Raw genomic sequence first — 20762 nt, 5'->3', positions numbered from 1 at the left:
TTTACAGGCGATCCTTGAAAGATGCGGTGCGGCCGACCGGCTTCGGCCCAATGCGGGCACGTCGATGGCTCGACGAGATTGCCATCCCGCGCCGTGGCGGAGTTCCAAAGCGGGCGTCATCGTGTTGAAAACATCGGCGCTCTCATCAGAGATGTCGATGTCTCCAGCGGGGTTCGATTTGCGAGCGATCGGGTCGCGCGCCGGGGGGATGTATTGGTTGCCAGGCAGCCGGCCGCCAGGCCTGCCGTGGTGCTGAACAGCAAGCCGAGATCCGTGCCGCTCCCCGATATCGCCGCCGAGGCGACCTGCGCGATGGATGCCATAACCGCAGCGTTTCCGATCGCGTGCATCTCCCGATCGCCTGACCTATGCCGGCCGGAGGCTCTCACAAGGCTATACAGGAAGGCGGCGAAGAGAAGAGTGCCGGTCAATCCGACATTGGAGAGCAATGCAGCGATGAAGCTCGAGGCTCGAACCGTGCCGAGCCCGGCGCCGAAGGTGGCGGTATCGACGAATGCGATCAATGCCAGCGTGTTCCAGGCAGTGCGCTCTTCGCCGGATTGCGATTGAAGCTTGTCCGACAAGGTGGTGTTGACCAGGCCGGCTATGGAATCCCAGGCATCGGGGACAAGGCTTAGCGCGGCGATCCCGCAGGGAATCAAGAACAGCGTGATCACCAGGAAAGTCACATGCGGGGTCTTGGCTGGGCCGCTGATCAGTCGTTTCAGGCAAAACAGAACGAACATGCAGACCACGGAAATGCCGGCGATATAGGCGGTTGTCGATGTGCAGAGGATGATCGTCGGACCAATGAAAAGCGTCGCAAGCCCGGCCATACGGCTTTGGACGCGCTCCAGCCAAAGCATGAGCGTGAAGGAAAAATAGGCCAATGCGACCGCGCCATAAGTGCTTGCTTCAGGGAACGGACCGACGATGCGTTTGAAGCCACTGATCGTCTCGGCCGTATGCATCGTATAATTCGCATTCCTGATGACATCGAGCAGGTAGGACTGGTCGGTCAGGAATGTTCCGATATCAATCAACGCCAGGGTAAAACATGCGATCGAGGCGACGATTAACTGCAGTGCGATGAAACGGGCATAGCCGAGCCTTGCAAGCCCCGAGACGACGGCAAAGCAGGCGAGGTCGCCGAGCAGATAGACGGACTGGCTGAGATTGGACGAACCCGGCGACAGGGGAGCGGCCACCGTCGACATCATGCCCGTGGCGTCTCTTGCAGAGGAGTAGACGAGGGTCGCGCCTGCAAAGATGCGCGGCAAAAAGAAAGATGATGCCACGGAAAACAGGATATAGGCGGCAAACCAGAAGCCGGGACCCGGATAGGCCATGCTGGCGAGCGTCGCCTGTGTTTGAGCCGGGCGCAACAGGGCGGCCACGACGAGAAAAAGCACGAGAAGATGGCTTGGCTGGATGCTGCTGCCGCCGAGCGCGGGCAATTGCAGAGCCGCTGCCGCTCCGAAGAGCGTCGACAGGCAAAGGGTCGTGATCGCAAAACGCGCGCCGTTGACCATGCTGAGCAGGCCAAGCAGCAGAACGATGAAACCGATCGGTTCTATCGACATGCTTCAGATCCCGATCCGGACGGAGCGGCGGAGGCATCGGGTTTGCCGAAAACCGGCATCCGCCTTTCGGGGCGCTGCTTGAGGCGGTAGTCGCCAGCTGTCGTCGATGGTCACAACCGCCCCCTAATTCGATCCCGTCTGGGATATCCAGCCGGGAGCCGCCTGATTATCGCCTGCTACATCAGACAGCGGGACGGTCGAGCTTTGCTGCTGCGGCGCGGACTGCAACTGCAGCGGAGGCGACGGCGTCTGAAGGTCCGTATTAATGCCGATTTCGACGACATCATGCGGCCGCAAGCTGGTTGTCTCGTCCGCCTCGATATTGCGATAAGTGCCATCGTCGTTGCGACGCACGATCCTGTAGTTCTTCTGCGCTCTGCCAAGACCCGGCGTGTCCATGTTCATCTGTGCGAGTTGAGCGCTGTAGCCAGCCTGTTCGCCGAGAAGCTGAGCCACCTGAATGTCGATTGCCGCCCTGCCGATCGCGAGATTGACCTGGTTGAGCAGCTCCTGGTTGTCGCTGTTCTGCCGGTTGACGATATTGATCTTCGAGCGATCGGCTTCGCTGAGTCCCTGGCGAGCCGTGGTCAAGGCGACCTCGAGATCGATCAGGGTGCCTTGTGCATCCGCAACGCCGCGGTCGACCGAGACCTGACGGGAATTACTGACCAGGCCTTTGCTCACCAGGCTGTTGACATTATCCAGTTCCTTTTGCGCGAGTTCGATCTGCCGCTTTTGCGAATTGATCTTGGCCTCCAGCGACTGGACCTGCTGGCCGTAGAGACGGGTGAGGTCGCTCGCTGCATCGATCTGGCTTTCAATATCGACACGTCGAAGCCGCATCAGGTTCAATTCCTGCGCCTTCAGCTTGCCTACATCGGGTGTTCCGGCGAGTTCGGCAGGGATATCGAAATTTTGTTCGCCGGCGATCTCGGCGCGCAATCGCGCTTGGCGCATCAGAAGATCGCGCCGGTTGAGAATGGCCGTTCGATAGGCGCCGGCAGCCTGGATCCGGTCGCGCTCGAAGATGGTATTCTCCTCGCGGTCGCGAAGGAAGCCGCCGGCGATGCTGACGGCCTTCATGACCGTCATATCGGCCTCAAAAGCATAGCGCCCGGGGGTCTGCACGGTCCCGGTCACGAAGATCGGCGCATGCTGGGCAATTTCCACGGCGATGAACGGCTTTCCCGGCAGTTCGGCCTTTTCGGCGAGCGCGGTGGCGATCGCATCGGAAACCTGTTCCGTCGTCTTCCCGATCGCCTGCACCTGGCCAGCGATCGGAATCGCCAGATTGCCGGCATCATCGACTGTATATGTCCCGCCGAGTGCTTCCCAGCTGGCATACCGGGAATCCGAAGATCGCCACTCGACGACCCGCAGTCTCACCTGATCTTCCGGCACGAGGGTATAGTTTTCGGCATGGGCGACGCTCCAGCCGGTCACGCAGGAAAATACCAGCAAGGCAAGGGCGGCGGAGATAAAGCGGTCGGACCAGGATGTGCGCTGCATTGTCAGCTATCTCCGTTTCGTTGCTATCGACGGTGAAGGCATCTCGCGCGGCGAGGGACTACCGAATTCGAGAATGCGGGACGGAGAGGCGCGCCCGATAAGTAGATCGGACAGCGCCAGCAAATTGCCGTTCAAACGTCCCCAACGGTCGATCAAACGATCATTGAACAATAGGCCCCGCGTATTCGCCAGGATGTTACGGCCGATCTGTGCGATGGCACGGCCCTTCGACATTGTGCCCTTCCGGATCAGGTAGACAGGATTGGCAACCTGCGAATAGCCAAGTCTTCGGCCGGGCTGGCGCCCGGATCTGACGCCGAGATGCACTCCGCGGGCGCCTTCGACACGTACGGACCTGCCGTAGCGGGCGATGGACCGGCTGAAATCGACATCCTCGAGCCAGCCGTAGAGCGGCAGCTGTTCATCGAAGGCCAGCGCGTGCTCGAGAATGGGTGAAAGGCGAACCGCCATGTTGCATCCGTAGGCGTTATAGACTTCCGTCACATGCCCGGCCCCTTCGGCCGCAGTTTCAAGAACCTGCAGGGCGTTTGACATGCTGAGGCCGCCGTCGAGGATGCCATCGGCCAGAACTTCCCCGGTGGCGATCGCCACGTCAGGGTTTGCCGCAAAGACAGCTGCCATACGTGACAGGAAGGTCGCGGCGGGAATGAAGTCGTCATCCAGGAAGATCAGAACATCCGTATCGGCGGCGGCGGCCTGGATGATCCTGTTGCGCTGAGAGGTCAGGCCACGGCTGCCGACGATGACTTCCACATCAAGGCGGTCGGCGAGCCCGGCGGCGTCGTCGATCACGGGCACGCAGACGATCAGCCGCTCGGCCTGGTCCGGCAGGGCGGTGAGATAATCGACGGTCTCCTTGAGTATCGAGGGGCGGCCTGCCGAAGCAATTCCCACCGCCATTCGCAATGGGCGGCGCGCGTGGCCTGCCACGGCTTTAGCGCCGCAAGGAACAGGCGCCGGTCCGATCGGGCTGTCCTGCCTGGTTGCTGCTGCCGAAGGTGAAGTCATGACTCTATTCTTTTCGGTGCATGGTTGATGACCGCGCCGAGGATCTCCGCGCCGACATTCCGCAGGGTCTCAATGACGTGCATGGTATCGTCGATCGAGGTGTGCCCGTGCGAGGTGACCACGAGGACACCGTCCAGTTCCGGCGCGATGGCATTGGCATCCGGCGAAGCGGAGAATGCGGAAATGTCGACGAATATGGCGTCGAACTCCTTTTTCAGGTCGGCGAAACTCAACTGCGTGCGGCGGGAACTGAGGCGAATGGCGGGCGTCACCGCTTCGACTTTGCCGAGGGGTAGGAATTTCAGCGTCGGGGTGAGGGGCAATGCCGCCGTCTGGATCAGTTCGCCGTTGTCGAGAACGTCGATGAGGCCTGTGGAACTATGGGGTGCGATCGACTTGCTGAGCGACGATTTCTGTGCGGCCGCATCGATCAGCAGCGTCTGCGCTCCTGATATCGAAGAGAGCACCGCAAGTTCGCATGCGATGGTCGATGCCCCGCCGCCGGGATTGACGGCGACGATTCCAATAACGACTCGGCGTTTGCGCCGAAGACCAACGACCGTGGCGCTCAGCTCCGCCATGCCCGGAATAACAGGATAAGCGGCTACCGTGCCGCTGCTGCTGGTACCGGCGGCGAGGAAACGCGCAGAATAATCATTGCGGGTCCTCGATGTCGCCAGCAAAGTGACAAAGGGCAGCCCACCGGCATCCGCGATCTGATTGGGCCGGACGATCCGGCGATCGCCGGCGTGCCTTATCATGGCGAGTGCGAAGCCGACGCCAAGACCAACCGCCGCCGCAAAGGCGATGATGAGCGTGCTGCGTGGTCTGGCTTTCGAAAGAGGCAGGGTCGCCCGAGAGACGATCGTGGCATCCGACACCGGGTAGGTGATGCGCTGCTTGGCTTCGGTCAGCTGATTCAAGGTATTTTCATAGAGGGTGCGGCGGGCGTCAGTCGCGCTCTGCAGTTCGGCAAGCTTGAACTGATCGCGCGGATTGCTGGTGAAGCTGGCCAGGGCACTGGCAGCTTCGGCCAATCCGCGCTGCTGCTCGCTGACGAATCTGGTCAGCCATTCGCTGTATTGCCGGGACGCACTGGCCTTCATCGCGATATTCTTCTGGATATACTGCCTGGCCAGCGTGTCGGCGATGTCGACGGCCTTCTGCGGGGTCGATGCTGCAGCCGATATCTCGATGATCGTCGAACTCCCGATCCGGCGTACTCCCATCATGTTCAGCAGCGTGGCGATCGCCCGGTCATGGATCCGCCCGTCCTCGATCTGCTGTTGTGGTTGTGTGTCACGCGGTCCTGTGCCCGCCGCTTCCTGCGATGCCGTATCCGGTTCGGAAGAAACCCCCATCAACCAGTTCTTTGCCCTGACCTGCAGCGAAGGCGTCTGATCGACAAAGTCAGGATCGGTATCGAGACCAAGTGCCGTTACCGTTCCACCGACGACATCGCTGGATTTGGCGATCTCCAACTGTCCCTCGATGAACGCGTCTTCCGCGAAAGCCCGCTGTGCTTCGGAGCCGCTGACCTGGGGGAAGATCACAAGTTGCGTGTTGGCAACGAAGGTCGGTTCGGCGGTCAGCACGTAGCTTCCTGCCAATACAAGGAAAGCGAAAGTCGTCGCCGCAATCCACAGCCAGCGCATTCTGAGAAAGAAGAGCATATCCCGCAAGGTGAGCGGCGAATTCCCGCCGGTGGCTGCGGCAGGCAGAGATATCGGAGAAACACCGCTGAAGATCGTGCTTGAGGTCATGTCGTCCTAATCCAAAATGGCGAAATCACGGAGTAACCAGGTAGTGGCAGCTTGGAGGGACGGGGAGTAGCGTGTCTTCCGATTCCAGGCCTGATTGGCGGCTCTCCCCATGAATGCTCAATACGAGCCGCGCTGGGAAAACAGAGCGGGAATGGTCTTGGCAATGATGATGAAGTCCCGGCTGAGCGACCAATTGTTGAGATAGTGAACGTCGAGGGAAACCCGGTACTCGTAACTGACATCATTGCGCCCGCTGGTCTGCCAGTGACCGGTCAGGCCCGGGCGGACGGCCATGTAGGCCCATATATGCTCGCCGTAGCGCGGCAATTCCTCGGCCGTGATCGGCCGGGGGCCGACAAGGCTCATGTCGCCACGCACGATATTGATCAGTTGGGGAAGCTCGTCGATGCTCGACCGCCTAAGGATATCACCGACGGCCGTGATCCTCGGATCGTCCTTCAGCTTGCGTGTCTCTTCCCATTCGCTTCGCGCAGCTGGGTTGTTTTGCAGCAATTCGGCAAGCTGAGCACCCGCATTGGTTTTCATCGTGCGAAACTTGAGGCATCCGAACGGCGTTCCGCCGACGCCGACGCGCGTATGGGAATAGAAGATCGGGCCGCGGTCGCTTATCTTCACGATCATCGCGACGATCAACAGAAGCGGGGAGAGCAGGATCAGGGCCGTGACTGCAATGAGAAGGTCTAGCGCGCGCTTCGACGATCTGCCTGCCGCACGAGGCCGGGACGAATGGAGATCGCCGCCTTTCGCGGAACGTCCGACACGCGACCACGCCTCGAAACTATGTGCTTCCCATGTCATCGGTGGTCTCCAAAACATTCCGATTAAGAACCGTTCAAAGTTTGCTGCGCCGCACTCTGGTTGTCTGTTACCAAGGTCATAATCCTTAACAAATTCTTTATGCTACTAACGGGCAATCGAGAATTAGGATTACACCTTGATGGCCTTATTTTCATCTAAAACGACAATCTAATCTAATTCTTGGTGATTATCTGCTGATGATTATTTATTAGTTTTGATATCACCATTTCGATTATTGCTGTTTTTTATTCACTAAGCCATTTTATTAGGCAGTCATATTGGATTGCGTGGCTGTTTTTTGGCTTAATTGAGATTTTGATCCCTTTCTATGGTGTATATTTTGTTTTGAAGTTAAATATATACTTTATCTTTACGTCATATCTCCGTGATGTTATTTGACTCTCATATTAAGGCAATATAAATGATGCAGTGCAGCATTGCCTATGGTTATCGAGTGGAGTTACGCGCATGGATGGGGCGACACACGCATCAGATCGCAGGGCCGGCATCGGCAAGGCGGCGATATCAGCTAACAGCGGCATTCATCTGAACAGCCGCATCGTCATCGACGACGAATTCCTTTCCTGCCGGTCGAGCGTCCGGCGTTTCCGGCGCGGCGAGATTATCGCCGGGGCCGGCGTCCTCGTCGATACGTTCGCGCGCGTGCATTCGGGGGTGGTCAGCGCAAGCACGATGCTGCCCGACGGCAGGGAATTCATCGTTGAGATCATTCCAAAATCCGGCCTCATCGGCGAGCTCGAGGTTCTGCGCAGGCAGACGTTGAACCTCGAATACCGCGCCGGTTCCGCCTGCGAACTGCATTTCTTCGAAGGCCGGCTGCTGCGCGACATGTACGCCAGCGATCCCTGTTTTCGTGAAAAGGTCTTCTCCAGGGCGCTGGCGCGTATTTCAGAGCTTGAACTTCGGATCATTGCGAATGCGGCGTCGAGCCTGCAGTCGAGGCTGGCCAGTACGCTGCTGCGGCTCTCCATTGTTTATGGAAAAGATGCGGCAAACAGCGGCGACGAACTGATCATCTCGCAAAATGATCTGGCCGCGACGCTGCCGGCGTCCCGCGAGAAGGTCAATCAATGCCTGCGGCGCCTGCGGGAAGGCAAGATCATCGACGGGGGCCAGGGTAAGATCCGCATCCTCAACCGCAAGGCGCTGGAGGCTTGTGCCAACGGCGCAGTTTCGGCGAAGTGATGCGCCCGTCGCTTCCAGAGGTCCTGCGATCCGCCGCAAGCGTCGGCCGGTTTCCCGGCCCCGGCATGACAAAGATCGATCGCGTGGTCATCATCGACGACTATTCAGTCGCCAGAGGCGGTGCGACGGCGCTGGCCGTGCTGTCCGCCAAGCTTTTTCGGGAACTCGACATCCCCGTGACTTATATTTGCGGGGATGACGCCTCCAATGCGGAGCTTGTCGCCCTCGGAGTCTCAATGGTCGGGCTGAACAGCCGCGACCTGCTCAGCGCCGAACGTGCGAAGGCTTTCGTGACCGGCATTCACAATGGCGCCGCCGTCCGTATGGTCGCAAACTGGATTGCCGCAAACGACACTGCCAATACCGTCTACCATGTGCATGGCTGGCACCAGATTCTGTCTCCTGCAATTTTCAGGGCGTTGCTGCCGGTCGCCAGACGCTGCGTGGTGCACGCGCATGATTTCTTCACGGCCTGCCCCAACGGCGCCTTCTTCGACTATCAGGCGCAGGAAATCTGCCTTCGACGCCCGCTCGGCGGAAGCTGCATTGCGACAGCCTGCGACAAGAGAAGTTATTCGCACAAATTGTGGCGGGCTGCCCGCGGCTCCAATATCCTCCGGCTGCTGAAGGATCGGGCCGATTTCGGCCGGATCATCCTGCTGCACGAGAAGATGGCAAGCTTCCTCGTCGGCGCCGGATATCGGCCCGAACGATTGACGACGATCCGCAATCCCGTCGCTCCCCTATCCATCAAACGCATCGAGGCGGAGACCAACGACGAGTTCGTCTTCATCGGGCGGTTGGACGAGGAGAAGGGCATAGAGGACGCCGTGGCCGCCACGCGCAAAGCCGGCGTTCGGCTCTGCGTGATCGGGGACGGGCCGCTGATGCCGCTGGTTGCGGCTTCGGGGGATCACGTCAGGGCCGTCGGCTGGCAGTCGCATGCGGAGATCGGCCCGACCATCCGCAAGGCGCGTGCATTGTTGATGCCGTCTCGCTATCCCGAGCCATTCGGCCTCGTCGCTATCGAAGCGGCCAGGAGCGGTCTGCCGGTCATCATGTCGCGCAGCGCCTTTCTTGCCGAAGAAATGCAAAGAGCCGGCATGGCGATCGCCTGCGATACGGCTGACGAAAGCGCCTTTGCCGATACGTTGACGAGATTTAGCCAAATGCCGAGCCATGAGGTCCGCGCCATGAGCGAGCAGGCTTTCCTGAAGTCGCCGGATCTCGCCTCGACACACGAGGAATGGCGCGACGCGCTTCTTTCCGAATACCACAGCCTGATTTCGACGAATGTGGTTTCCCAGCTGACAGACGGTGTGGCGATACAAGGAGTATTGAGTTGACCCTTAAGGCAACAACCTCTCTTCCCGACGCGAGGGCATTTCTCGGCGATGCGCCTGTCATGGCGAAAAGACGTGTCACTGAGGCTGGAAGCGCGAGCGATACCAAGCAGCTTCGTGTCGCCATCGTGCATTATTGGCTCGTTTCGATGCGCGGCGGCGAGAAGGTCGTCGAAGAGCTGTGCCGGATGTTTCCGCAGGCCGACATCTTCACCCTCGTCTGCAACCGCGATCGCATCAGCGATTTTCTGAAGACGCGGAACATCCGCACGTCCTTCTTGCAGAAGATCCCAGGCGCGCAACGGCATTATACCAAGATGCTGCCGCTGATGCCCTTCGCGCTCGAGCAGTTCGATCTGCAAGACTACGATCTCGTGCTGTCGAGCGAATCCGGACCCGCCAAGGGCATCATCACGCGCGCTGACGCGCTGCATGTCTGCTACTGCCACTCGCCGATGCGTTACATCTGGGATCAGTTCCATGTTTACCGGCATGGCCTGCCCTGGTTGGGTCGCGCCTTGATGTCGATCACCGCGCCCATGCTGCGCGCCTGGGACGTGACGACGTCCTCGCGGGTCGATGTGTTCGTCGCCAATTCCGATTATGTCGCAAGCCGCATCCGCCGCTTCTACGACCGGGAATCCATCGTCATCCATCCGCCCGTTGCGACGGACGATTTTGCGGTGGGCAAGGGGAAAGGCGAATTCTATCTCTATGCGGGACAGCTGACCACCTACAAGCGGCCGGATATTGCCGTTCGCGCCTGCACCGAGGCCGGGCGGAAGCTGGTCGTGATCGGCGAGGGAGAACAACTGGCCTATCTGAAGTCGATCGCCGGACCGACCGTTGAGTTTCTCGGCCATCAGCCCTTCAACGTTCTGCGCGACCATCTGTCGCGATGCCGCGCCCTGTTGTTTCCGGGCACGGAGGATTTCGGCATCCTTCCGGTGGAAGCCATGGCATCAGGGCGGCCGGTCCTGGCTTTCGACGCCGGCGGCGCCCGGGAAACCGTTTCCTCCCCGCATGTCGGTTTTCGCTTCGCGCAGCAGACCACGGAAGCTCTATTGGAAACAATGGCGGCGTTCGAAGAGGTGGAGGACGATATCGATCCGCATGCCATCCGCGCGCACTCGCTGAAATTCTCTTCCGCCGTGTTCCGCGACCGTCTGTCCAGCCTGATCGAGCAACAACTATCCACCCATGGCGACCGATCCGCCGAGGTCTTCAGAAGACGGGCGGGCTGAGGGCAAGGAACGGAGCTGCCTGTCTTGCTGCTGCGCCGAAACCGTCTCAATTCGCCGACGAGGAATAGAAAATAGATCATGTCAAGCGTATCTCAGAGGACGGCGACGGCGAGTATCTGGACCATCAGCGGAAAATTCCTGGCGCGACTGCTCGATCTCGTCAGCCTTCTGATCCTCGCAAGGCTTTTGAGCCCAGCGGATTTCGGCCTTGTCGCCATCGCGACCTCGGTTCTGGTCATCGTCGAGACAATCCTGGACCTGCCACTGACGCAGGCCCTGATGCGTCAGCCGTCGCCTTCGGACGATATGTTTGCCACCGCCCTTACCCTCAGCCTGCTTCGAGGCGTGGCCATCAGCACGCTGATGATAATCGTCTCCTGGCCGATGGCTTTGATCTATGACGATTCCCGGCTTTTCTCTCTTGTCGCCGTGCTCTCCATCGCGCCTGCCATGCGCAGTGTGATCAGCCCGCGCATGGTTCTCTTCATGCAGCGGTTCGATTTCAAACGCGAGTTTGCACTCGATCTCATCACCAAGGGGTCGACACTGCTGTTCGGTGTCGGGGTGGCGGTCGCGACCGGCAGCTATTGGGGACTGGCGATCGGCGCGGTTGCAGGCCCGACCGCCGCGGCGATCACCTCCTATGTCTTTGCGCCGATGCGACCGAGGTTCAGCCTTTCCGAGTGGAAGCACTTTCAGGATATGATCAGCTGGAACACCGTGTCGCAGGTGCTGAGTTCGATCAACTGGCAACTGGACCGGCTGCTTTTGCCGCGCTTTACCGGCTTGTCGACGTTCGGCGCCTTCAGCGTCGCCGACAATATCGCCGCTATTCCATACCAGACCTTCGTCGGGCCATTGTTGCGTCCGCTGATGGCGGCATTCTCGACCGTCGATGACCGTCGTAATCTGATCGCTGCCTATCTGAAGGCGACGAACGCGATCACCTTCGTGGCAGCGCCCATCCTCATCACGCTCGCTTTTCTTGCCGAGCCGGCCGTGCGGATCATCGTCGGCGAGAAATGGGCATCCGCCGCGCCGATTCTGCAATGGCTGTGCATCGTCAGTCTGCTCGGTCTTCCCACGAACATGATGCCGCCATTGGCGATGGTCCTGAACAAAACCCGCTATCTCGCTCTCCGGATGTTTGCCGAGTTCGCCGTCAGGGTTCCGGTCACCATCCTGGGCATTGTCTATTTTCAGGTAGCCGGAGCGTTGGGCGCGCGGATCGTGGCGGTGCTTGTCGCCTATGTCGCATCGCTCATCATTACGCGGCAGCTGATCGGCGCGACGTTTGCCGCTCAGTTGTATGCCTTTTTACGGCCTCTGGCCGCGAGCTTGCCGATGATCGCTTTCCTGCTGTGGATCGAGCCGATGCTCTCCGCCATGCCTGTCGGCCTCAACCTTGTCGTCAGCCTGGCGCTTTGCGGCGGGGCGGCAGTAGCGATCTTCTGGGCCTTCGCGTTGCTGCTGTGGCAGGTTGTCGGAAGGCCCGACGGCATCGAGACCATCGTCGTCCAAAGGCTCATGCCGCGACGAAACGGAGTTCTCACCTTTTGATCGAGACAAGTGTAGTCCAACGATTGGTTTGGCGTTTTCGGAGGAGCAGAATGCGTTACGGGATATCTTCTAAGGCTCTGGGTTTGCTCATCGTTCTCGGTCTGGGGGCGTTGCCCGGCCAGCCCAGCGTGGCTCAGCAACCACTCAATATCAATGCGTATCAGCTAACGTTCGAGGAGAGTTTCGACAGTCTCGACGTCTCGGCCTGGGGAGAGAGAAGCTCCCGCTGGATCGCCCATACGCCCTGGAACGGCGATTTCGGTGACGCCCGTTTCACCGATCCGGCCCCCGGCTTTCCGTTTACCACCGATCAGGGAATTCTGAAGATCGAGGCGCGCAAGGAGGCCGATGGAACCTGGCGATCGGGCCTGTTGTCGTCGGTGAACCCGAAAGGCGAAGGGTTCTCGCAGCAATTCGGTTATTTCGAAGCACGGATGAAGCTGCCGCCGGGCAAGGGAGTCTGGCCAGCCTTCTGGCTCATCGGGCTCGATCGGTCGAAATACACCGCCGAAATCGACGTCCTGGAATATTATGGGCGCGCGCCCTACGAATTCAGCATGGGCTTCCATATCTGGCGTCAGAGCCAGGGCGGCCAGAACACCACTGGTGGCCATTGGCAAACCGTCCAGGACGGAATTCTGAACAGCGAATATCATACCTACGGCGTCGATATCCAAGCTGACAAGACGAGCTTTTATCTCGACCGTCAGTTCATCTGGAGCTTCGACACGCCGAAGGAGTTCCACATGCCGTTCTATCCGCTGGTGAACCTGGCACTCGGCTCGGGTTGGCCGATCGATGAAACGCCCAATCCTTCCATCCTGCTTGTCGACTATATTCACGTCTACCAGCGGAAGCCCACCGACGCGGCAAATTGAACAGCCGACGGGATAGCCGTTCCGTCGCTAAAGCGCGTCGCGATCTTTCAGATTCGCTCCTCGCGCTTTAGGTCCTTGTTTTTACGCATGTCGTTGTCGCAAAACCGCTGCACACTTTTGCGCGACATGCTCTAGCGGCCGCAGCTGAGGCCGGTTTGCGGGTCGAAGAGATGCATTGCTTCCTCGTCGAAAAGGAGGGTGAGCTTTTCATTGTCGCGGATTGGCGTGCGTGGTGGCAGGCAGGCCATCAGGCGCTGATTTCCGGCAAGGGCGGTGACGACGAGTTCCGGGCCGGTCAGCTCTGCGACTTCAAGGATTGCCTCGATCGACGGGCCGGTGCCGTCTGTGCGAAGCGCCTCGGGACGAATGCCGAGGATAAAGTCGCGGCCATTGCCGGCCGTCTCGCGGAAACGAGCGGGCAGGGGCAGGCTGACATCGGAGCCTGAAAGCGCCAGGCGACCGTCACGCGCCGTTGCCTTCAGCAGGTTCATCGGCGGCGCGCCGACGAAGGTCGCGACATAGAGCGTTGCCGGATGGTTGTAGATCTCCTCCGGCGTGCCCAGCTGCTCGATGCGGCCGTCGCGCATGACGGCGATGCGGCTTGCAAGCGTCATCGCCTCGATCTGGTCATGGGTGACATAGACGACCGTGGTCTTCAGCATCTGATGCAGCCGCTTGATCTCGGTGCGCATCTCCATGCGCAGCTTGGCGTCAAGGTTGGAGAGCGGCTCGTCGAAGAGGAATACCTCCGGCTTGCGCACCAGCGCACGGCCGATGGCGACGCGCTGGCGCTGGCCGCCGGAAAGCTGGCTCGGCTTGCGGTCGAGGAGGTTTTCGATCTGCAGGAGCTTTGCGGCGTCGCGCACGGCATTGTCGCGCTCCGGCGCCGGCACCTTGCGCATTTCCAGGCCGAAGCCGATGTTCCGGTGCACCGTCAGATTGGGATAGAGCGCGTAGGATTGAAAGACCATGGCGATATCGCGGTCCTTCGGATGCACGCTGAGCACCGAGCGGCCGCCGATCCTGACATCGCCGCTCGTCGCCTCGGCAAGGCCGGCGATGATGTTCAGCAGGGTGGACTTGCCGCAGCCGGAGGAGCCGAGCAGCACCAGGAATTCGCCGCTTTCCAATGAGATGTCGATGCCTTTCAGCGTCTCGACGTCGCCATAGGTCTTGCGGATATTCTGAATTTCGAGCGCGCTCATCGCACAGGCTCCTCGGGAGATGACGGGCCGTCATAGTTGCGGGGAAGGGTGGATATGGCGCGCGAGGCGACTGCGGTTCCCGCCTCCAGACAAGAAATCAGCGGCTCATCGCTTGCGAGCGCGGCAAGGAAGGCGGCGTTGAAGACATCGCCGGCGCCGATCGTATCGACGACCTCGACAACGGGTGCCGTCACCGAAACCAACAGGCCGTCCGGCCCGATCGCGAGAGCGCCGTCCGGGCCGCGCTTGACGACGATGATCGCGCCCTCCGGCATATGCGACCTGATGTGACGGGCCGCCTCGACCGGATCGGCAATGCCGGCAAGTGTCGTTGATTCGACCTCGTTCAGCAGCGCGATACCGCTGCGGGAGAGCCATGCGCGTGTCGCTGCGCAATTCTCGTCTGTCCAGCCGTCGAGTGGCCAGCCGGTATCGAGCGCGACGGTGATGCCATGGCTGTCGGCCCAGTCAAAGAAGGCGTCATAATCCGCTGTCAGGTCATCGGTCAGGAACGAGCCGCAGAGAAGGGCGTAGCCGCCCTGCAGCCTGGCACCCTCGATGACGGCGAAGACATCTGCCAGGCTGAAACGCGGCAGGTGGCCTTTTGTCGTGAAGAAGGTGCGCTCGCCGTCCGGATGGGTGATGCCGACGGAGAGCGTCGTTTTCTCCGGACGTACCGGCCACTTGTCGGAACGGTGGCCGAAGGCTTCGCTCAGCCAGCGGCCGAACTGGTCACTGCCGATATTGGCGGAGATCTCGAATTCGACGCCAAGCGCTTGCCAGGCGAGCGCGCTGTTGCCGGCGGCTCCGCCAACCCGTAACTCGTCATGATCGACGATGATTTCCGTCCCGGCCTTCGGCCAGGGGGCGGCCGGTCCGAGGATGAGGTCGATGTTGACGTTGCCGATGACTGCAAGCGGCCGCATTCATTCGCTCCGGGTGATCTTGGTGGATCGGACCGGCGTTCCGGCATTTTCCACGCGGGCATCGGCAAAGGCGATCATCAGCCGCTGGGCGACCGGCAGCATGGCGAAGATCGCGGCAAGGCCGGTTGCCGGGGCAAAGCGGATCGTCACCGCGCCGGCGACCGCCGCTTCGCCCGAGGCGTCGAAAAGGATGACGGGGGCGCCGGTCTCGACGGCGGATGTCGCCATTGCCGTCACCAGGCCGGCCGTCTCGTCGAAGCCACGGAACAGCACGACGCCGATCTCCGGCCCCAGCATTTCCATCGGCCCGTGGCGCAACTGGCCGCCTTCGAGCGAGAAGCAGGGACGGCGCGACAGTTCCGTCAATCCGAGCGCCAGCGCCTCGGCGATACCCTGCAGCCGGCGGCCTGACGTGACGATGGTCGCGACATTTTCGAGGGCGGTGAGCGCGGCGGCGATGTCATGGTCTTCCGGCGTTTTGAGGGCGGCAATCGCGGCGTCTGGATCGTCACCGAGGGTGGCGAGGATTGCCAGATGCAGGGCGAAGGTCACCGTCAGGCTCCGGGTCGCGGCGAAGGCAAGCTCGGTGCCGCCGGTGCCGATGAGTGACGGGGCGGCGCTTGCGAGGAAGGAGCTGCCTTCGAGTGTCAGGCCGAAGGTCTCCTCGGTGCCGCCGGTTTCGTTGAACCAGCGCACGACCTCGGCGCTTTCGCCGGATTGCGAGGTGACGAAGATCGTCCTACCGGCGATCGGCAGCGGCTGGCCGAGCTGCTCGGACAGCGGCATGGCGACGGTATCAATGCCGAGGGCACGGTAGAGTGGCTCGACGGCGCGGTTGACGGCATGCGAACCGCCCATGCCGATGAGCAATAGCCGCCCGGTCCGCTTCAGCGAGGCGGCGGCCCTCGTGGCCATCGGCTGGGCCGCTTCATAGGAGGAGATCGCATCGGCATGCTGGCGGGCCATTTCGCGATCGATCGCGGCAAGTCCGGCCGGCCGGGGTCTTTCTGCTGTCATGTTCATCCCTTGACGCCGCCGCTGGTGAGCCCCGAAATCAGGGCGCGTTGCATGACAAGACCGATCAGCACCGGGGGCAGGGCGGCGAGCACGCCTGCCGTCGCGATCAGTCCGTAATCGGAAACGCGGCCGCCGGCGAGATCGGCGATGGCGACGGTCAGCGTCTTGGCGCGCTGGTCCGAGGTGAAGAGCAGCGCATAGAAGAATTCATCCCAGGCAAGCAGGAAGGCAAAGAGGCTCGACGTCGCCATCACGGGGGCGGCGAGCGGCAGCGTGATGATCCTCAACGTCTGGAACAGGCCGGCGCCGTCGATCATCGCCGCGGATTCGATCTCGCGCGGGATGGAATCGAAGCCCGATTTCATCAACCAGGTGGTGAAGGGCGCGAGAATTGTCAGATAGACGAGGGCGAGGCCGAAGACGTTGTTCAGCATGCCGAGATGGGAGAGGCCCATATAGAGCGGCACGGCGAGCGCCACCGGCGGCAACATGTAGGTGGCGATCACCATCGATAGCGACCAGCCGACCGAAGGTGTGCGCGACACAGCCCAGCCGGCCGGAATGGCGAGCGCGATGGCGGCGATCGTCGCCATGCCCGCCACCTCGATGCTGTTGCGCAGCGACGAGGTGAAGGCGGCGCCGGCGCTGTTTTCGATCGTCGAGAGCAGTACGCCGTAGCGAGAGAAATCCACCGTCTGCGGCCACCAGCGCAGCGGCTTTGCGGCAAGGTCGGCGGCCGGCGAGATGCTCATGATGAACAGCCACAGGATCGGCGCCAGGATGACGGCGGCAAGCAACAGCGCGCAGAGATGAATGAAGACAGAAAAGAGCGGGCTCTGGCGTTCCATCAGGCCGCACTCCCGGCGGTCTTGCGCACCAGAGCGGCGTAGGCGGCAGCAAGCAGCGTCACCAGCAGCGTGACGATCAATGCCAGCGATGCGCCCGAACCTGCCCGCTGGAAGGAGAAGGCTTCCTGATAGACGAGGATCGACAGCGTGCGCGTGCTGTTGGCCGGGCCGCCGCGGGTCATGACCCAGATGATGTCGAAGACCTTGAAGGCTTCGATCGTGCGCAGCACCAGGGCCACCATCAGCGGGCCGGCGAGATAGGGCAGGATGACGAAGCGGAAGCGAGCGAAAGCGCCGGCGCCGTCGACCAGCGAGGCGGCGGTGATGTCGCGCGGCACGGCCTGGAGGGCGGCCAGTGCGATCAGCGCCACCAGCGGGAAATTCTTCCAGCAGTCGGCGACGATGAGGGCCGCCAGCGCCGTGCCCGGTTCGCCGAGCCAGGAGCGGTAGGCCTCCAGCAGTCCGAGTTGGGTCAGCGCGGCGTTTAGCGCGCCGTATTCGGGATTGTAGATCAACCGCCAGAGTGTGGCGTTGACGACGGTCGGCAGTGCCCAGGGCAGGATCATCAGGGCGCGCAGCGCGGTGCGGCCGCGAAACTGCTGGTTCAGCAGCAGGGCTGCCAGAACGCCGATCGCCATTTCGGCGGCGACCGAGACGATCGCGAACCATGCGGTGGTGATCAGCGTGCGCTGGAAATTCGAGCCGGTGATCATCTTCGCGTAATTGTCGATGCCGACGAAGTTTCCTTCGGTGCCGACGAGCTTGGCATCGGTGAAGGAGAGGCCGACGGTATCGATCAGAGGCCAGCCGATGACTGATATCATGACCACGAGAAGCGGCAGCATCAAAAGCCACGCGCGCGTTGTCAGCCAAGTGCCCGACATCAAGGCGACCCTTCTTCATTATCGGTTTGGAGACCGGGCGACGGCGGGCGCCGCCCGGGGTTTCATGGCTTAATCAGAGGCCGCTATTGTCGGCCGCCGACTTCAGCGCATCTTCGGGAGAGGACTGGCCGAGCAGCGATTCCTGGATCGCCTGTTGCAGCGCGGTCGAGAGCTCCTGATATTTCGGCGTCGTCGGACGCGGATACATCGCGGCAAGGCCGATCTTGGCGGCGGAGATCAATTCTTCCTGACCCTTGGTGACATCAGGGTCCTCATAGGAGGACGCCCAGATCGGCAAGCTGAGCTTGGCATAGGCATTCTGCGTCGCCTGCGAGGTCATGAAGGTGATGTATTTCCAGGCCTCATCAGGATGCTTGCTGGCCGAGGTGATGCCGAGGCCCATCGAGCCGTTGACGGCCGAAGCCTCGCTTTTGCCGGCAACACCCGGCGCCGGCACGACGCCGACCTTGCCTGCGACCTTGCTGTCCTTCGGATCGTTGGCCATGTTGTACATGTAGGTCCAGTTCAGCGCGAAGGCGGCATCGCCGTTTTCGAAGACCTTACGGACGTCCTCTTCGAGGAATTCCTTGGAGTTCGGATTGGTGAGGCCCGAGGAATAGCTGGAGACCATGTATTTCAGTGCATCGAGGCCACCGCCGGTCTGGAAGGCCGGCTTGCCGTCCTTCAGGAAATCGCCGCCATAGGCGCTGACGAGCGTGGTGTAATCGCAGATCGCGGCTTCGGCCTGCGACCAGCTCCAGGCGATCGGCGTGGCGAGCAGGCCCTTGTCCTTGATGGTCTTTGCCTGTTCGGTCAGCTCGTCCCAGGTCTTGGGCGGAGTCTTGATGCCGGCCTTTTCGAGGATCTCCTTGTTGTAGAACAGGTATTTGGTGTCGAGGATCCACGGCATGCCGTAATATTTGCTATCATATTGCACGGTGGTCCAGGCTCCCGGCAGCACACCTTTCTTCATCTCGTCGGTGACGCGAGAGGAGACGTCGACCAGCACCTTGTTGCTGGCGTATTCTGCCGGCCAGATGACGTCGAAGAGGACAACGTCGTAACCGCCGCCGGAACCCTGCGCCAGCACCGTCTTGTCGTGCAGGCCTTCATAGGGAACGAATTCGAGATTGACCTTGATATCGGGGTTCGCCTTGGCGAAGGCGTCGGTCATGGCGCGCACATCGGCCTCGCTATAGGCGGCCTGGGCCATGAAAAGCGCGTTCAGCGTCGTTTCGGCGAAAGCATGCGGCGCAAGGGATGCGCCGATCAATGCCGCACCGAGAAGCGTCTTGTTAAGGGATTTCAGCATTGCAGCCTCCAGTTTTTGACATTTACGCATTGCCGAGGGCGGTTCTCCGCCATCGGTGTTCGAGAAAGCACGCGCGGAAAGCGTGCCGGTTCGTCGTCTCGGAGCGTCGTTGGAGCCGTTGCCCGCCTCCTGCGTTCCCTGGAACTCTCCGGTTCCTCATTAAGTCAAGTGTATTGACTTATTACTTCTTCAACATTCTATTGGAGTCAAGAGGGAATTGCACATGAATGACAGCCGCCCGATCCGGGCCAAGAGCGGCACCAATCACGAAGGCACCAGCGCACATAACCGGCGCGTGATGATCGATGCCCTGAGGATCAACGGCGCGCTTTCACGCGCCGATCTGGCGCGGGCGACGCGGCTGACCAAGCAGACGGTGTCCAATATCATCGAGGAACTCGAGCGCGACGGTCTCGTCAGTTCGCAGGAGGCGGTGAGAAGGGGCAGGGGCCAGCCCTCGACACCCTATGGCCTAGTGCCCGAGGGCGCCTTTGCGATCGGCCTGCAGATCGACCGGCATGTGACGCGGGCGGTCGCCGTCGATCTCGTCGGCAGTGTTCTCGTGCGTGATGAGGCCGGGCTACCACCTGGAGGTCCGTCGAATGGGACGAAGGTCATCCTCGACCTCGTCGCCGGCATACGCTCAAAGCTTGCCGGGGTCGTCCAGCAGTCGGAAAAGCGGCTGGTTGGCCTCGGCGCCGCCATGCCTGGGCCTTTCGGGGTTGCCGGCAGCGGTGACGATCCTTGGATGATGGAGGCCTGGCAGAAATTTCCGTTGTTGGAAACGCTGACCGCCGGCACCGGGCTCGATGTCGGCCTGCAGAACGATGCGGCGGCGGCGGCGACCGCCGAGCGCATGGTGGGAGTTGCCCACGGCCTCGACCACGCCGTCTGCCTCTTCGTCGGCTATGGCATCGGCGCCGGCCTCATTCTGAACGGCGAACTCTACCGCGGCACCAACGGCAATGCCGGCGAGATCGGCATGGCGCTGCTGTTTGCCGACGGCAAATCGACGCCGCTCGAACATCGCGCCTCGCTCGCCTCGCTCTATCAGCATCTATCGGTCGATCCCGCCGACCCTCATCTCCACGCACGTATCAACGATCTTGCCTTGAGAGGCGATCAAAGCATCGACGCCTGGGTTGAGGCGGCCGCTGTGGACCTGCGCTGGAGCATCCATCTCATCGAGACGCTGTTCGATCCGCAGACCGTCATCCTCTGCGGCAGCGCGCCGGAAGCGCTGGTGAACAGGTTGATTGCGGCAATCGGCCCATTGCTGCCCTCGATCGCCGAACGTAGTGGCCGGACGCTGCCGCGCCTGCAGTCCGGCATGGCCGATCCCTGGTCGGTGGCGCTTGGCGCTGCGGCCGGACCGATCAGCCGTGCGTTCGATCCGCGTTTTGCTGCAATTTTGAAGGATTCCCTTTGATTTGGAGGCTGAAACCGGGCGTTGCACAGCCGTGTAAGGGCAAAATGCGGCTGTTTTGCAAGTTTCGTTCCAACTCGGCGCGCGAATAAAGGCGCTTCTTTCCAATATAATTGAACATTAAACGCGTTCTAAAATTGCGTTTGTTTTAGTGTAGATATATTGTATTTCAAATACATTTGAGATCTCTACAAAATTTCTTTAAATATT

General features: G+C 61.0%; 17 protein-coding genes. 6 read left to right on the top strand and 11 right to left on the bottom strand.

The window, feature by feature from the left end; all coding sequences use genetic code 11:
- Positions 1 to 116: 116 nt before the first annotated feature.
- From AC245Y_RS17660 to AC245Y_RS17640, 5 genes are all read right to left on the bottom strand, one after another.
- Positions 117 to 1583 (bottom strand): hypothetical protein, encoded by a 1467-nt coding sequence (locus AC245Y_RS17660; protein ID WP_017995026.1) that lies wholly within the window; start codon positions 1581 to 1583, stop codon positions 117 to 119.
- A 123-nt stretch (positions 1584 to 1706) separates the two neighbouring features.
- Positions 1707 to 3092, bottom strand: a complete 1386-nt coding sequence (locus tag AC245Y_RS17655; protein WP_017995025.1) for a polysaccharide biosynthesis/export family protein — start codon at positions 3090 to 3092, stop codon at positions 1707 to 1709.
- Positions 3093 to 3098: 6 nt separating this feature from the next.
- The gene (locus AC245Y_RS17650) at positions 3099 to 4121 is read right to left on the bottom strand and encodes a glycosyltransferase family 2 protein (RefSeq protein WP_017995024.1); all 1023 of its coding nucleotides are present in this window, start codon (positions 4119 to 4121) and stop codon (positions 3099 to 3101) included.
- On the bottom strand, positions 4118 to 5884 hold the full coding sequence (locus AC245Y_RS17645; protein WP_017995023.1) for a polysaccharide biosynthesis tyrosine autokinase: 1767 nt from the start codon (positions 5882 to 5884) through the stop codon (positions 4118 to 4120). Before AC245Y_RS17645 ends, AC245Y_RS17650 begins: the two co-directional genes overlap by 4 nt.
- 117 nt (positions 5885 to 6001) lie before the next feature.
- Positions 6002 to 6703, bottom strand: coding sequence for a sugar transferase (locus tag AC245Y_RS17640; protein ID WP_017995022.1), 702 nt, complete (start codon positions 6701 to 6703; stop codon positions 6002 to 6004).
- A 468-nt stretch (positions 6704 to 7171) separates the two neighbouring features.
- Here AC245Y_RS17640 and AC245Y_RS17635 point away from each other — a divergent pair, with 468 nt between their 5' ends.
- The 5 genes from AC245Y_RS17635 to AC245Y_RS17615 all read left to right on the top strand — a co-directional run bounded on the left by AC245Y_RS17635 (position 7172) and on the right by AC245Y_RS17615 (position 12934).
- Entirely contained in the window at positions 7172 to 7909 is a 738-nt protein-coding gene (locus AC245Y_RS17635) for a Crp/Fnr family transcriptional regulator (RefSeq protein WP_017995021.1), read from the top strand.
- Positions 7906 to 9255, top strand: a complete 1350-nt coding sequence (locus tag AC245Y_RS17630) for a glycosyltransferase family 4 protein (RefSeq protein ID WP_017995020.1) — start codon at positions 7906 to 7908, stop codon at positions 9253 to 9255. Before AC245Y_RS17635 ends, AC245Y_RS17630 begins: the two co-directional genes overlap by 4 nt.
- Positions 9252 to 10496, top strand: a complete 1245-nt coding sequence (locus tag AC245Y_RS17625; protein ID WP_017995019.1) for a glycosyltransferase family 4 protein — start codon at positions 9252 to 9254, stop codon at positions 10494 to 10496. The genes AC245Y_RS17630 and AC245Y_RS17625 overlap by 4 nt, the downstream gene beginning before the upstream one ends.
- A 78-nt stretch (positions 10497 to 10574) precedes the next feature.
- Entirely contained in the window at positions 10575 to 12056 is a 1482-nt protein-coding gene (locus tag AC245Y_RS17620; protein ID WP_017995018.1) for a lipopolysaccharide biosynthesis protein, read from the top strand.
- A gap of 50 nt (positions 12057 to 12106) precedes the next feature.
- Positions 12107 to 12934, top strand: coding sequence for a glycoside hydrolase family 16 protein (locus AC245Y_RS17615; protein ID WP_012758759.1), 828 nt, complete (start codon positions 12107 to 12109; stop codon positions 12932 to 12934).
- A gap of 131 nt (positions 12935 to 13065) precedes the next feature.
- Here the strand turns inward: AC245Y_RS17615 and AC245Y_RS17610 are convergent, their stop codons facing one another.
- From AC245Y_RS17610 to AC245Y_RS17585, 6 genes are all read right to left on the bottom strand, one after another.
- Positions 13066 to 14139, bottom strand: coding sequence for an ABC transporter ATP-binding protein (locus AC245Y_RS17610; RefSeq protein WP_012758758.1), 1074 nt, complete (start codon positions 14137 to 14139; stop codon positions 13066 to 13068).
- The gene (locus tag AC245Y_RS17605; RefSeq protein WP_017995016.1) at positions 14136 to 15065 is read right to left on the bottom strand and encodes a PfkB family carbohydrate kinase; all 930 of its coding nucleotides are present in this window, start codon (positions 15063 to 15065) and stop codon (positions 14136 to 14138) included. Before AC245Y_RS17605 ends, AC245Y_RS17610 begins: the two co-directional genes overlap by 4 nt.
- Positions 15066 to 16088: an SIS domain-containing protein gene (locus tag AC245Y_RS17600; RefSeq protein ID WP_017995015.1), complete on the bottom strand. Its 1023-nt coding sequence runs from the start codon at positions 16086 to 16088 to the stop codon at positions 15066 to 15068.
- Positions 16085 to 16930: a carbohydrate ABC transporter permease gene (locus tag AC245Y_RS17595; RefSeq protein ID WP_012758755.1), complete on the bottom strand. Its 846-nt coding sequence runs from the start codon at positions 16928 to 16930 to the stop codon at positions 16085 to 16087. Before AC245Y_RS17595 ends, AC245Y_RS17600 begins: the two co-directional genes overlap by 4 nt.
- Positions 16930 to 17814, bottom strand: coding sequence for a carbohydrate ABC transporter permease (locus tag AC245Y_RS17590; RefSeq protein ID WP_012758754.1), 885 nt, complete (start codon positions 17812 to 17814; stop codon positions 16930 to 16932). The genes AC245Y_RS17595 and AC245Y_RS17590 overlap by 1 nt, the downstream gene beginning before the upstream one ends.
- A gap of 73 nt (positions 17815 to 17887) precedes the next feature.
- Positions 17888 to 19126, bottom strand: coding sequence for an extracellular solute-binding protein (locus AC245Y_RS17585; protein ID WP_012758753.1), 1239 nt, complete (start codon positions 19124 to 19126; stop codon positions 17888 to 17890).
- 223 nt (positions 19127 to 19349) lie between these two features.
- On the opposite strand from AC245Y_RS17585, the gene AC245Y_RS17580 reads away from it, so the two are divergent.
- Positions 19350 to 20555, top strand: coding sequence for an ROK family transcriptional regulator (locus tag AC245Y_RS17580; RefSeq protein WP_012758752.1), 1206 nt, complete (start codon positions 19350 to 19352; stop codon positions 20553 to 20555).
- Positions 20556 to 20762 lie beyond the last annotated feature (207 nt).

This window comes from Rhizobium sp. SRDI943 (assembly GCF_057653695.1).
The sequence above is the reverse complement of the archived record's forward strand: the minus strand, read 5'-3'. Positions and strand labels throughout refer to the sequence as shown.